We start from the raw sequence: 13,057 nt of genomic DNA on the forward strand, positions 1-13,057 counted from the left end.
ACGCGTTTCAGGGGAGCGTCGGCACCGAGGCCAGCAGTTGCCGCGTGTACGCGGCCTGGGGTTGCAGGAGCACCTTCTCGGTCGGCCCCTGCTCGACGACGCGCCCGTCCTTCATGACCACGACCTCGTCGCACACGTTCTGGACGACCCCGATGTCGTGCGAGACGAGCACGAGGGTGAGCTGCTGCTCGGCGCGGAGGTCGGCGAGGAGCCGCAGGATCTGCGCGCGCACCGTGACGTCGAGGGCCGACAGCGGCTCGTCGCCGACGAGGATGCGGGGGCGGTGCACGATCGCGCGCGCCAGCGCGATCCGCTGACGCTGACCGCCCGAGAACTGATGCGGGAAACGGTCCGCGGCATCCGGGCCCAGGCCGACCTGCGCGAGAACGTCGCGCACCCGCGCGCGCCGGTCGCCCTCGATCCGGAGCGCCCACAGCGGTTCGCCGACGATGCGCCCGACGCTCATCCGCGGATCCAGCGACGCGTACGGATCCTGGAACACGATCCCGGTGCTGCGCCGCAGCCAGTGCAGCGATCGGGCCGAGCCTCGGGCGTCGACGACGCGTCCCTCGACCTCGACGGTGCCGGAGGTCGGCGAGTCCAACCCGAGCAGCAGTCGCACGAGCGTGGACTTCCCCGACCCCGATTCGCCGATGATCCCGACGGCGGAGCCCGTGCGGACCGAGAGGTCGACGTCCTGAAGTCCCGCGGTGCGTTCGGGGCCGCCGAACCCGCGGGAGCGCGGCGTCAGGTACGTGCGGGAGAGGCCCCGGGCGTGCACGATCACGTCGCTCACGATGCGTCCCCCTCGTCGCGACCGATCTCCGGATGCCACAGCGTCGCGGTCGCGTCCCGCAGCAGCGCCTGGGTCACCGGGGAGGAGGGCGAGCGCAGCAGATCCTCGACGGCGCCCCGCTCGACGACGCGTCCGTGCTCGAGGACCACCGCGTGCGTCGCGACCTGCGCGAGGACCGCGAGGTCGTGGGTGATGAAGACCAGCGACATCCCGGCATCCTGGACCAGGGATCGCAGGAGCGTCAGGATGCCGGCCTGGATCGTCACGTCGAGGGCGGTGGTCGGCTCATCGGCGATCAACAGCTGCGGGCGGCACGCGAGCGCCATCGCGATCGCCACGCGCTGGCGTTGGCCGCCCGAGAGCTGATGCGGGTAGCGCGCGACGATGCGCGCGGGGTCGGGGAGGGCGACGCGCTCCGCCTCCGCCACGGCCCGGCGCAGCGCCTCGCGTCGCGAGACGCCCTCGTGGATGCGGACCGACTCGCCGATCTGTCGACCGACGGTTCGGATGGGGTTCAGGGCGGTCCGCGGTTCCTGGAAGACGATGCCGATGTCGTCGCCGCGCAGGCGTGCGAGCTCGCGGTCGGGGAGTCCGAGGATCTCGCGGCCGTTCCACCGGATGCTGCCCGTGGCGATCGCGGCATCCGGGAGCAGGCCGAGCACGGCGAGGGCGGTCAGCGATTTCCCCGAGCCGGATTCGCCGATGAGGCCGACGCGGGCGCCGTCGGGAACGGCGAAGCTCACGCCGTCGACGACCGTCCGTCCGCCGATCTCGATGCGCAGATCGTCGACCTCGAGGCTCACGCGACCACCTCCGGCAGGTGCGTGCGCGCGCGCGGGGTGCGCTCGGCGAGCGTGGGATCGGCGGCCTCGCGCAGCGCGTCGCCGAGGAGATTCAGGCCCAGCACCGTGACCGTGATCGCCAGGCCCGGCCACACCACGGCGAGGGGGTGGACGGAGATGTAGGCCTGCAGATCGCCGAGGAGCACGCCCCAGGAGGGTTGGATGATCGGGGCGCCGAACCCGAGGTAGGACAGACCCGCCTCCGCGAGGACCGCCACGGCCATGCCCCACGACAGCTGCACGATGAACACCGGCGCCACGTTGGGCAGGAGGTGGCGCACCAGGTTCTGCACGGGGCTCAGGCCGCTCGCCCGACCCGCCACGACGAAGTCGCTCTGCAGCACCCGTCGGAGTTCCGGCCGGGTCACGCGGGCGATGTTCACGCCGAAGCCGATGCCGACCGACCAGATCACGACGGCGAGGGAGCCGCCCCAGACCGCGGTGATCATCATGGCGATGATCAGCACCGGGAAGGCGACGAGGATGTCGACGAGCACCGCGACGCTCTCGCGCACCCAGCGCGTCGTCAGGGCCCCGAGCGCCGCGAGCGCGAGCCCGAGCAGCGAGGCGACGATCCCCGCGCCCACGGCGACCACGACGGTCGTGCGGGCGCCCGCCATGAGCAGGCTCAGGATGTCGCGGCCGTTCCCGTCCGTGCCGAGGAGGTGCGGCCACGAGGGGTCGCTCCAGCGTGCGCGGGCGTCGACGCTCGCGGGATCGAACGGCGTCCAGAACAGCGACACGAGCGCCGTGAGCGCGATGACGGCGACGACCAGGATGCCGAAGCGTCCCGTGCCGATGCTCCACAACCGGCGCAGGGCTCTCACGCGGCCTCCCTCTGGCGGGGGTCCAGGAAGCGGTGCACCAGATCGACCAGGAACCCGACGACGAGCACGAAGCCGGTGAGGGCGAGCAGTTCGCCCTGGACCTTCGGGAGGTCCCGGGCGGAGACGTCGGCGACCAGCATCCGACCGATCCCGGGGAGGGTGAAGAGCTGCTCGATCACGACCGCACCGACGATGATGCCGGCGATCTGCAGCCCCAGGACGGTGACGACCGAGAGGCCGACGTTGGGGAGCCCGTGAGAGAGGAGCGCCCGTGTGCGGGTGAGGCCCTTCGCGGCCGCCGTGCGGACGTAGTCCTGTCCCACGGCCTGCAGGGTGGCGCTCCGGACGAATCGCAGGAGCATGGCGCCCTCGACGACGCCGATCGTGACGGCGGGGAGCACGAGCGCCCGGAACGCGGCCGACGGATCCTGCCACCCCCCGCGCGGGAAGCCTTGAGGGGGGAGCCAACCGAGCCACACGGCGAACACGACGACGAGCATCATGCCCGCCCACACCACGGGGACGGCGGCGAGGGCCTGGGCCCCGACGCTCAGCGCCGTCCCGTCGGCCCGACCGCGTCGGAGCGCCGACAGCACGCCGAACGGCAGACCGATCGCCAGGGCGACCGTCAGCGACATCGCGGCCAACGGAACCGTGACCCGCGCCTTGTCGGCCAGCTCGGTCGCCACGGGGACGCCCGTGACCAGGGACGTGCCGAGGTCGCCCCGCAGGACCCCGCCGATCCAGTCGAGGTACTGCTGCCACAGCGGTCGGGTCAGCCCGAGGCTCTCGCGCAGGGCCGCGATCTGCTCCGGCGAGGCCTGCGTGCCGCCGATGAGCAGGGCGACGTCACCCGGCAGCACGCGTAGGGAGGCGAAGATCAGCACGCTCGACACGGCCAGGCCCAGAACGAGAAGGCCCAGCCGTGTCAGCGTGTAGCGGATCACTCCGACGAGACCGTCACACCGGCCAGCGGCAGGCGCACGTTGAGGGAGTTCTTCGGGAAGTTCGCGACGTTGTTCGCGACGGCCGTGAGCGGTGTCGAGAGGAACAGCCAGTCGGCGGCATCCTCGTCGGAGACGATGCGCGCGGCCTCGGCGAGGTAGTCGGACGACTGCTGCTCGTCGGTGGTCGCGAGGGACTGCGCGTACAGGCTCTGCACCTTCGGGTTGTCGTAGCCGAAGTAGTACGACGGGTTGGCGAAGTTGCCGAAGTCGCGAGCCTCCACGTGCCGGACGAAGCTGAGGTCGTAGTCGTGGTTGGTGTAGACGCTCGTCAGCCAGGTCGGGAAGTCCACCGACGAGACCTTCAGCGTCACCCCCACATCGGCGAAGGACGACACGAGGAACGTGGCGATCGAGGACGGGTACACGCTCGGGATGGTGAGGGTGAGGGTCAGGTTCTCCGCTCCGGCCTCGGCGAGGAGCTCACGCGCGCGGTCGGGGTTGTACGAGATGCTGCCGGAGAGGTCTTCGTACCCCGGGTCGAGGGGCGGAATCGGGCCGTAGAGCGGCTGCCCTCCGCCGAGGGTGTCGATGAGCGCCTGGTGGTCGATCGCCAGGCGCAACGCCTCGCGGACGCGCTGATCGTTCAGGGGTGCGCGGGCGTTGTTGAACGCGAGCGTGCCCTTGTCGGTGGTCAGACCCGATTCGATCTGGAAGCGGCCCGTGCCGGTGATCTGCCCCTGCAGCTCGGGATCGACCTCGAGCGCCGCGTCCAGATCGCCGTTGACGGCGGCGTTGACCGCGGCGGTGCGATCGGGGATGTAGTCGATCACGACCTCGGCCACGCCGGCCTTGTCGCCCCAGTAGGAGTCGTTGCGGGCGAGGGTGAGGCTCTGGCCGGTGTTCCACGCCGACACGGTGAAGGGGCCGGTCCCGTTGGTCGTCGTCTCGAAGTTCGTCGTGTCGTTGTTCTTGAAGATCAGACCCGCGCGGCCCGTGAGGGCGAACAGGAAGTCGATGTTCGGCTGACTGAGCGTCACGACGACCGTGGTCGGGTCGGGCGAGGAGATGGATGCCACTCCGGCCAGGTCGGCACTGTTCTGGATGGTGGTGTCGTCCTTGGCGGTCTGCAGCGAGGTCACGACGTCGTCGGCGGTCATCGCTGTGCCGTCGTGGAACGTGACGCCCTGGCGGAGCGTGAAGGTGTAGGTGAGCCCGTCGGGGGAGATGGTCCAGTCGGTGGCGAGTTCGGGGACGATGGCGTTTCCGTCGTCGCCGTTGCGGGTCACGAGGCCCTGGTAGACGTTGTCGATGAGCGCCTGCTCGAGGGCGGCGCCGCTGGTGCGCCGGATGTCGAGGTTCGACGGTTCGAGGGAGAGACCGACGGTCAGCGTGGCGTTCGGGTCGGGCGCGCCGGTCGGGCCGGGCGTGGTCGATGTGCCGGTGCACGAGGTGAACAGGAGTGCTCCGAGGAGGAGCGCGCTCGTGGCGACGGCGGTTCGGCGCAGCATTGCGGGGTTGTCCTTTCGCAAGGCCCACGGCATCCGGGTGCGGTGCTGCCGTGGAGTGGGGTGAGGAAAGCCTACTTTCACCCGGCGCGCGGGATGCCGACCATGACATCGGGCGACACCGCCCGGCCGTGAGGCATCACGCCGCCGCGAGGGTCTCGCGCAGGAGCGAGGCGAGGCCCGCGGGGTCTTCCTCCTGCACGTTGTGCGCCGTCGGGACGACCCGTACCCGCGCATCCGAGGCGCGACGGACGAGCTCGTCCGCGTCGTCGGCGCTGACGAAACCGCGATCCGCGCGGACCAACACGATCGGCGCGCGGACGGCGGCGATGTCGTCCCACCCGGTCGACGCGAGCACCGCGCGCACGGCATCCGGCGTCGCCGTGTCCGCCCCCGCCGCGGCTGCGGCAGCGGCGAGGTGGGCGAAGTGGTGCTTCCACTCGATGCGACCGTCGGGGCGGACCCGGGTGTTGAGGAACACCCCGCGCTCGGCGGCGGGACGCGCACCGCCCAGGCCGAACGCCAGGGCCTTGTCGACCAGTTCGTCGCGGCTCGCCCAGTCGGTCGGACCCGCGAAGAACGCGCGCAGCTGTGCCGGGCCGCCGCTCGGGTCGATCCCGGGCGTGATGTCGACGATCACGACCATGTCCACGAGGTCGGGGCGGGATGCCGCGAGGGCCGCGGCCGTGAGGCCGCCCAGCGAGTGCCCGACGAGGACCTGCGGCCCATCCGTCCACGCCTCGAGAGCGGTGGCGACGTCGGGTGCGAGGACTCGGCCCACGTACGCCGCGTCCTCTCGCCACGACGAGTCCCCGTGGCCGGCGAGGTCGAGTGCGAGCGCCGGCACCCCCAGGTGCAGCAGCGTGGTGTCCCAGGTATGGGCGTTCAACCCCGCCCCGTGCAGGAGCGTCACGCGGGGGGATCCCTCGCCCCAGCGCAGGCCGCTGAGCGCGCGTCCGTCCGGGAGGGTCAGCCCGACGCGCTCGACGCGCGGGACGTCGACGCCGGCGGCGGCGGCCTGAGCGGGCAGGAAGGAGAACTCGTCGGTCTCGGGCATGACGCCAGCCTGTCACCGGCCGCCTCGGGGTCGCCAGCGGGCGGACTCCGACGGTCACATGTCGCCCCGCCCGACCCGGCATCCGGGGTCCGCCGTAGGCTGTCGCCATGGGCGAAGAACGACGCGTGCACCTGTCGAAGAGTGCTCCCGAGGCGTACGCCGCGCTGCGGTCCTTCTCGAAGGTCGTGGGCGGGATCGCGGCCGCTGCCGGGATCGATGCGCGCCTGCGCGAGATCGTGCAGATCCACGCTTCTCAGCTGAACGGCTGCGCCTACTGCGTCCGCGTGCACGTGGACGGGGCGGTCAAGGCCGGGGTCGATGCCGATGTCATCGCGCAGATCGCGACCTGGCGCGAGTCCGGCGTCTTCGACGAACGCGAGCGCGCGGCGCTGGAGCTGACCGAGTCGTTCACGTTCATCCACGAGGAGGGCATCGCCGACGAGGTCTACGACCGCGCGGGCGGCATCCTGAGCCAGGACGAGTACGTCGCCCTCAGCTGGATCCTCGTCGCCATCAACGCGTTCAACCGCGTGGCGATCGCCGGACGCTATCCGGTGCCTCCCCGTGGCTCGGGGGCGACGCCGGGCGACGGCGCTCCGCCGCCGACCACGGCCGGGCACGACCACGGAGGCGCCGCGTGAGCTCGCTCGTGTCGGGTGCGACCAACTTCCGCGATGTCGGCGGTCTCCCCGCCGGCGCCGGGCGCAGCCGCCCCGGGGTGCTCTACCGCTCGGGCAATCTCGTGCACGTCGACGACGACGGTCTGCGGACGATGGACGACCTGGGGCTGCGCCGCATCATCGACCTCCGCGACGATGCCGAGGTGCGCCACGCGCCGAGCCGCATCGACGGGCTCGACCTCGAGGTGCAGCGCGTTCCGCTCTTCCTCGGGTCGGTGGAGTCGTTCTTCGAGCGCGACGTCAGCCTCGGCGAGCTGTACGGCGAACTGGTCGAGGGCTCTGCCGCGCGCATCGTCGAGGCGGTACGGGGGATCATCGACACCCAGCCGGTCCTCATCCACTGCACCGTCGGCAAGGACCGCACGGGGGTCACCGTCGCCATCGCGCTCGCCGCAGCGGGGGTCGACCGCGACGCCGTGATCGACGACTACGCGCGCACCGAGGGGCTGCTCCCCGCCGAGCGCAACCGCCAGGTGCTCGCCGGCATCCGGGCGCTGCACCCCGAGAACCGACACGCGGAAGAGCTCGCCACCCGCTCGCCGGCCCCCGTGATGCGCGGCCTGCTCGAACGGCTCGACACGGAGTACGGCTCGCCGGCCGGCTTCCTCCTGTCCCATGGCCTCACCGACGCCGAGCTCGATCGTCTGCGGGCGACGCTCATCGAGTGATGCTCGGCTCATCCTGGGGCGCTACACAGGTTAGGCAACCCTTCATCGCGGGTATAGTGGATGCCATCATGTCCACGCCCGCCGAGCACAACGACGCCGCCTGCCGCGCCTCGCGCCACACGCGCGTGCAGCACCTCATCACGGCCGACGAGACCTCCCTCGCCGAGCTGGAGGCGTTGCTGTCGACGTTGCCGATCTGCTCCACCGGACGCCTCTTCGTCGAGGTTCCCGACGCGTCGTGGATCACGCCGATCGCCGCTCCCGCCCGGATGACGGTGACGTGGCTCGACCGCTCCCGGCGCGGCGGTGCTCCCGGCACCGGTCGCGCGTGTGCGCCGGGCGAGGCCCTGACGCGCGCGGTCGCCGGGTGGGCCGGCGAAATGCTGTGCTGCGACGACGACGCCACGCGCATCTTCCTGCTGGGCGGCTACCTCGGAACCGCCGAGATCGTCGACGAACTGACCTCGCGCCACGGCGTGGAGGCGGCGGCCATCCACACGCCCGAACGCTTCGGGATCACCACCGCCCGCTGACGCGGCGGTCACGCTCCGCGCGGGACGTAGTTCCCCTCGACGAGACCGGCCTCGATCTCGAATCGGTTGCGCAGCGGGTCGCGGCCCGCGAGGAAGTACAGCAGTGGCATGAGGAAGCCGTAGCGGCGCCACTGGCGCACGTGGACGGCTTCGTGTCCGAGGACGGCGTCGGTGGGCGGGACGTCGCCGGTGAGGAAGCAGTCGCCCACGCACACGCCGCCGCGCGGGAACGCCCACGGCGGGAGCCCGCGGAACACCCAGAGCCCGTTCCGGCGCTCGATGCGGCCCGTGCTCCACAGCGACCCCCACACCCAGCCCACCGTGCGGCCGTACCAGAATCCGGCACGGCTGATCGGCGAGTCCAGGAGCACCGGCGGGATGAGGCGGTCGATCCGGCGGCCCCGGGCGACCGCCCGGTCGGCGCGTTCGCGCCAGCCCGCCGGCGGGCGGGGGAGCAGGCTCACGCGAGCGCTCCGACCAGCCGCAGGATGGTGCCGAGGTCGTCGACGGCCGCCGCGGGCGACGAGGGCGAGAACTCGGTGATCGTGGCACCCGCGAGGGGCACTCGTTCGCGCAGCCGGCGGATGGATGCCGCGACATCGGCCGCGGCCGCACCGAAGGGCTCGGCGAAGGACACCCCCGTGATCTCGGAGGGGTCCAGCGCATCGAGGTCGACGTGCACGTGGACGCGCGCGGCGCCGGTCGACACGACCGCTTCGGCGAGGGCATCGGGATCGGATAGCGCGGATGCCGGGATCACGCGGATGCCGTGCTCGTCGATGAACCGTTGCTCCTCGGCATCCAGAGAACGGGTGGCGGCGAGCACGACACGGGACGGAGGGATGCCGGGGTCGAGTCGGAGAGGGTCGACGCCGTCGCCGAGGATCGCGCGCAGAACCATGCCGTGGAAGGCGCCGCTCGGCGAGGACTCGGGGGTGTTGAGGTCGGCGTGCGCGTCGATCCAGACGATCGCGAGGTCGTCGCCTGAGACCGCGGACACCGCGCCGAGCGCGACACCGCAGTCGCCGCCGACGGTGACGGCGTGCTCGCCGGGTGCCGCCGACGCGACGGCGTCGGAGATGCGCTCGCGCATGCGCGCGAGAGCGCTCGCTCGCAGCACCGCGGTCCCCTGCGCGTCGCCCGCCTCGGTCGGGGCGTCGAGGGCGATCGTCGCCGCCCGGGGCAGGTCGCCCGCGATCGCTTCGGCGCCGTCGATGAGTTGCATCGCGCGGGACGACGACGATCCCTGCCACTGCGGGGCGATGACGAAACGCGTCATGACATGCCTGTCGGGTAGGGGAGCGCACCGCCCGCGGGGCCGGTGCGCTCCCGGGTCGATCAGAGGTCGGGGCTCGGGGCGTCGATCGCGGCGCGCTGGGGGCCGCCGGTCTTGAGCGCGGCCAGGCGCGCCTCGACCTCGGTCAGCTCGCCCACGTCCTCGAGCGCGTTGAACTGCGCGTCGATGCTCGACGCCGCCAGCTCCTGCTTGCCGGCGGCGAGAGCCTCCTCGCGACGGATCTTGTCTTCGAAACGACCGAGCTCGCTGGTCGGGTCGAGGACGTCGATCGACTTGACCGCGTCGTGGACCTTGTTCTGGGCTTCGGCGACCTTGGCGCGGGCGAGCAGCTCGCTGCGCTTGGACCTCAGCTGCTCGAGCTTGGTCTTCATGCCGTTCAGGCCGTCCTTGAGCTTGTCGACGACCTCGGTCTGCGAGGCGATGGTGGGCTCGGCGGCCTTGGCTTCGCTTTCGGCGGTGATCTGCCGCTGCAGCGCGATCTTGGCGAGGTTGTCGAACTTGTCGGCCTCGCCGACGTTGCCGGCGGCGCGCAGTTCGTCGCCCTTACGGCTGGCGGCGAGGGCCTTGTTGCCCCACTCCGCCGCGGCCTGGACGTCTTCCTGGTGGTCGCGCTCGAGCAGGCGCAGGTTGCCGATGGTCTCGGCGATCGCGGACTCGGCGTCGGCGATCGAGTTGGAGTAGTCGCGGACGAGCTGATCGAGCATCTTCTGCGGGTCCTCGGCCTGGTCGAGGAGCGCATTGATGTTGGCGCGGACGAGGGTCGAGATCCGACCGAAGATGGACTGCTTGGCCATGCGGGATTTCCTTCCTGAGGCGACCCTGTCGAGTCTGGTGCCGATTTCTACGAGTTTTCTGTGACGGCCGTCACGGGCCGGGTGCGGGGCGTCAGAAGCGGCCCCCTCCGCGTCGCGAACGCGATCCCGCCGAGGATCCGCCCGAGCGGCCTCGGGACCCGCCGGAGCGCGAGCCGCCGCCCCCGCCGCCCCCGAGTCCGCCCATTCCTCCGAGCATGCCGCCGAGGCCGCCGAGCCCGCCGCCGCCGAACCCTCCGCGCGAGCGCGAGCCCCCGCCGAGGATCGCGTTGACGGCGATGCCCCCGAGGATCGCGCCCATCATGTCGCCCCCGCCGCCCCCGCCGCGGTTCCCGGCGAAGGCTCCGACGTCGTTCTGGGCGAGCGAGGAGGCCTGGCCGGCGAGGTCGGCGGCGCGCTGAGCGGTCTGGAGGGCGGATGCCGGGTCGGCCGCGCGCAGCTGCTCGGCCTGGACGAGGGCGGCGCCGGCCTCTGCCAGTCGGGTGCGGGCGGTCGGCCCGACCGCGCCGCGGCGCGCGGAGATGAAGTCCTCGGTCGCAGAGACCTGGGCGCGCGCCTGCACGAGGACGCTGTCCAGCTGCGAGGCGGCGCGGCGGCGCCTCTCGGCCTCGTCGTGCGCGGCGCTGAGGACCGCGTCGATCGCGGTGTTGCCCTGCTCGAGCGCGGCGAGTGCGCGGAGGGGTGCGGTGCGCGGGGGTGCGAGGGCGGCGCGCCCGGCGTCGAGATGGGCGCGCGCGGTGGCGATGGCGCCCGCGATGCGCCCGTCGGGATCGGGCAAGGCTGCCGCGGCGACGAGGTCGCCCTCGATCTCGGCGATGAGGTCGGCGGCACGGCGCTCGGCGGTCGAGAGGTCGGCGGCCAGCGAGGCGACGGCTTTCTCCAGATCTTCGGCCTGGGCGACCGCGGCTTCGCCGGCGCGGATCGCGACGGCGGCCTCCCCGGCGGATCCCGACGCGATCGCCTGATCCGCCGCCGAGAACTGCCGGGCGGCGAGGTCGAGCCGGTCGCGCGCCTGCGCCGCGTTGTCGGCCACGGTGGCGAGCGCGTCGTCGGCGTAGCGCTCGCGGAGGGACGCGAGATCGCGTGCGGTCCCGTCCACCGCCGCGGCCGCGGCCGAGTGCCGCTCACGGGCTCGGGCCACGGCCCCGGGGGCGTCGGATTCGAGGGCGCGGAGCTGATCGAACGCGGCGGCCCTGGCATCCAGCGACTCGTCCGCCGTCGCGCACAGGCGCAGGATCTCGACGTAGCCCGCCCGTCGCTGTTCCGGGGTCTCGGGCACATCGTCGTCGAGCTGCTGCGAGATGGTGAAGGCGCGGTCGAGGTCGGCTTTCGCCTGTGCGAGCGCCTCGGCGAACGGAGTGGCGGCTTCGTCGCCGAACTGGGCGCGCGCGAACCCGAGCTCCTGCTCGCTGGCTTTGATCGCGTCGTCGGTGGCGACGAGCGCCGATCCGGCGCGGCGCGAGAGGTCGTCGAGGCTTTCACCCGCCGCCGGTGCACCGGCGGTGGCGGAGCGTCGACGGCGCAGCCACAGCCACAGCAGTCCGCCGCCGAGCGCGAGCACGAGGAACACCACGAGCGCGATGAGCGCGATGTCCGGTCCCCCTCCGGCCGGGGTGGGCGGAGTGGGCTTCGTGCCCTGCGCCGCGGCCGTGATCCCGGTGGCCGCGGCGTCGGCGGCCCCGGCCCAGTCGCCCGCCGACAGCGCGGGCTGCACGCGCTCCTGTTCGATCGCGGCCAGTTGATCGGCGGTCAGCGTCCCGTCGTCGACATCGCCCGAGAGGTAGTAGGCGCGACCGTCGACCGACACCGCGAGGAGGTACTGGTGGGGGCCGAGGCTGTTGCGGTTGGCGGTCTCGTTGGCCCAGTCCGCGGCCGAGGTCGGCTCGGTGAAGTCGTCGACGAAGACGACCCACAGGTCGAGCCCGGTCTGCTCCGAGAGTCGCAGCAGTCGCGACTGCACCTCGGCCTCTTGCGCGTTGGTCAGCACGTCGGCCTGGTCGAGAACGTAGCTCGACCCGAGCGGCGGAGGCGGCACGGCCCACGCCGGTGCCGCCAGACCGAGGACGGACACCGCCGCGACCACGAGACCCGCCATGATCGCAGCCGTCTTCGGCTTTCGCATGCATACCCCTTCGGCGCTGAGGTCCCCACTCTATAAAGGCCCCCGGACACGCGGGAAGGCTCGGCGCGTCCGCCCTGAGCGCACGCGCGCGGCGCATAGGCTCGGGCGTTCGGAGGTACCCCCATGGACGATCGCTACGGCACCGATGTGCTCGCCCGCGGCTGGCGCGACGCCGGGCGCAAGAAGGCGGCGGAGGTCGCGGCATCCGTCGATCTCGTCGTCGAGGTCGCCGGCGACGGATTCTGCGGAGCGGTGACCCGCCTCGACGGCATGCACGTCGAGCTCGAGGACCGTCTCGGCCGACGCCGCCTGTTCCCCCTCGGGGGCGGGTTCCTCGTCGACGGCGAGCCCGTCGTGCTCGTCGCGCCCGCGGCGGCGCCGAAGGGGCGCACCCGGACGGCGTCCGGGTCGTTCGCCGCTCCCGACCAGCGGGCCCGCACGGCGCGGGCGAGCCGCATCCTCGTCGAGGGCAAGCACGACGCCGAACTGGTCGAGAAGGTGTGGGGGGCCGACCTCCGCGCCGAGGGCGTCGTCGTCGAGTTCCTCGAGGGCGTCGACCTCCTCGAACAGACCCTGGATGCCGAGCCCCCGACGGCCGAGCGCCGGTACGGGGTCCTCGTCGACCACCTCGTGCCGCACTCGAAGGAGTCGCGGATCGCCGAGAAGATCGCGCGGGGCCGCCACGGCGCCCACGTCCGGATCGTCGGTCATCCCTTCGTCGACGTCTGGCAGTGCGTCACACCGCGCGCGCTCGGGATCGCCGCGTGGCCCCAGGTTCCGCGCGACATCGAATGGAAGGTCGGCGTCTGTCGCGCGCTCGGCTGGCCGGCCGAGGAGCAGGCCGACCTCGCCCGCGCGTGGCAGCACATCCTGTCGCGCGTGACGACCTTCCGCGACCTCGAACCGGCCCTGCTCGGCCGCGTCGAGGAACTGATCGACTTCGTGACCGTCCCGTGAGCGGCCGGAAGCCC

The 13,057-nt window shown here is 72.5% G+C and carries 14 protein-coding genes; 4 read left to right on the forward strand and 10 right to left on the reverse strand.

What is annotated here, in order from left to right; all coding sequences use genetic code 11:
- Window positions 1-7: 7 nt before the first annotated feature.
- The 6 genes from QM517_RS13405 to QM517_RS13430 form a co-directional block, all read right to left on the reverse strand.
- Complete coding sequence (locus QM517_RS13405; RefSeq protein ID WP_283288034.1) at window positions 8-796, reverse strand: ABC transporter ATP-binding protein; 789 nt, start codon at window positions 794-796, stop codon at window positions 8-10.
- On the reverse strand, window positions 793-1,599 hold the full coding sequence (locus tag QM517_RS13410; protein WP_283288036.1) for an ATP-binding cassette domain-containing protein: 807 nt from the start codon (window positions 1,597-1,599) through the stop codon (window positions 793-795). Before QM517_RS13410 ends, QM517_RS13405 begins: the two co-directional genes overlap by 4 nt.
- Entirely contained in the window at window positions 1,596-2,465 is an 870-nt protein-coding gene (locus tag QM517_RS13415) for an ABC transporter permease (RefSeq protein WP_283288038.1), read from the reverse strand. The genes QM517_RS13410 and QM517_RS13415 overlap by 4 nt, the downstream gene beginning before the upstream one ends.
- Window positions 2,462-3,412: an ABC transporter permease gene (locus tag QM517_RS13420; protein WP_283288039.1), complete on the reverse strand. Its 951-nt coding sequence runs from the start codon at window positions 3,410-3,412 to the stop codon at window positions 2,462-2,464. Before QM517_RS13420 ends, QM517_RS13415 begins: the two co-directional genes overlap by 4 nt.
- Window positions 3,409-4,920, reverse strand: a complete 1,512-nt coding sequence (locus QM517_RS13425; protein WP_283288041.1) for an ABC transporter substrate-binding protein — start codon at window positions 4,918-4,920, stop codon at window positions 3,409-3,411. Before QM517_RS13425 ends, QM517_RS13420 begins: the two co-directional genes overlap by 4 nt.
- A gap of 136 nt (window positions 4,921-5,056) precedes the next feature.
- Window positions 5,057-5,974, reverse strand: coding sequence for an alpha/beta fold hydrolase (locus QM517_RS13430; RefSeq protein WP_077050367.1), 918 nt, complete (start codon window positions 5,972-5,974; stop codon window positions 5,057-5,059).
- Window positions 5,975-6,081: 107 nt separating this feature from the next.
- On the opposite strand from QM517_RS13430, the gene QM517_RS13435 reads away from it, so the two are divergent.
- From QM517_RS13435 to QM517_RS13445, 3 genes are all read left to right on the forward strand, one after another.
- Entirely contained in the window at window positions 6,082-6,615 is a 534-nt protein-coding gene (locus tag QM517_RS13435) for a carboxymuconolactone decarboxylase family protein (RefSeq protein ID WP_083734998.1), read from the forward strand.
- Window positions 6,612-7,322, forward strand: coding sequence for a tyrosine-protein phosphatase (locus QM517_RS13440; protein ID WP_283288045.1), 711 nt, complete (start codon window positions 6,612-6,614; stop codon window positions 7,320-7,322). The genes QM517_RS13435 and QM517_RS13440 overlap by 4 nt, the downstream gene beginning before the upstream one ends.
- Window positions 7,323-7,390: 68 nt before the next feature.
- The gene (locus QM517_RS13445; protein ID WP_278101096.1) at window positions 7,391-7,855 is read left to right on the forward strand and encodes an SIP domain-containing protein; all 465 of its coding nucleotides are present in this window, start codon (window positions 7,391-7,393) and stop codon (window positions 7,853-7,855) included.
- An 8-nt stretch (window positions 7,856-7,863) separates the two neighbouring features.
- On the opposite strand, the gene QM517_RS13450 is transcribed toward QM517_RS13445, so the two are convergent.
- From QM517_RS13450 to QM517_RS13465, 4 genes are all read right to left on the reverse strand, one after another.
- The gene (locus QM517_RS13450) at window positions 7,864-8,319 is read right to left on the reverse strand and encodes a hypothetical protein (RefSeq protein ID WP_283288046.1); all 456 of its coding nucleotides are present in this window, start codon (window positions 8,317-8,319) and stop codon (window positions 7,864-7,866) included.
- Entirely contained in the window at window positions 8,316-9,134 is an 819-nt protein-coding gene (locus QM517_RS13455; RefSeq protein WP_283288048.1) for an arginase family protein, read from the reverse strand. The genes QM517_RS13450 and QM517_RS13455 overlap by 4 nt, the downstream gene beginning before the upstream one ends.
- 59 nt (window positions 9,135-9,193) lie before the next feature.
- On the reverse strand, window positions 9,194-9,946 hold the full coding sequence (locus tag QM517_RS13460) for a PspA/IM30 family protein (RefSeq protein WP_278101099.1): 753 nt from the start codon (window positions 9,944-9,946) through the stop codon (window positions 9,194-9,196).
- A 91-nt stretch (window positions 9,947-10,037) separates the two neighbouring features.
- Window positions 10,038-12,086 (reverse strand): TPM domain-containing protein, encoded by a 2,049-nt coding sequence (locus QM517_RS13465; RefSeq protein ID WP_283288050.1) that lies wholly within the window; start codon window positions 12,084-12,086, stop codon window positions 10,038-10,040.
- 123 nt (window positions 12,087-12,209) lie between these two features.
- On the opposite strand from QM517_RS13465, the gene QM517_RS13470 reads away from it, so the two are divergent.
- Window positions 12,210-13,043 carry a DUF3097 domain-containing protein gene (locus QM517_RS13470; protein ID WP_283288052.1) on the forward strand — a complete coding sequence of 278 codons (834 nt, stop codon included), beginning with the start codon at window positions 12,210-12,212 and terminating at the stop codon, window positions 13,041-13,043.
- Window positions 13,044-13,057 lie beyond the last annotated feature (14 nt).

The sequence above is a fragment of the Microbacterium sp. IEGM 1404 genome, from assembly GCF_030056775.1.
In the GTDB taxonomy this organism is placed as follows: domain Bacteria; phylum Actinomycetota; class Actinomycetes; order Actinomycetales; family Microbacteriaceae; genus Microbacterium.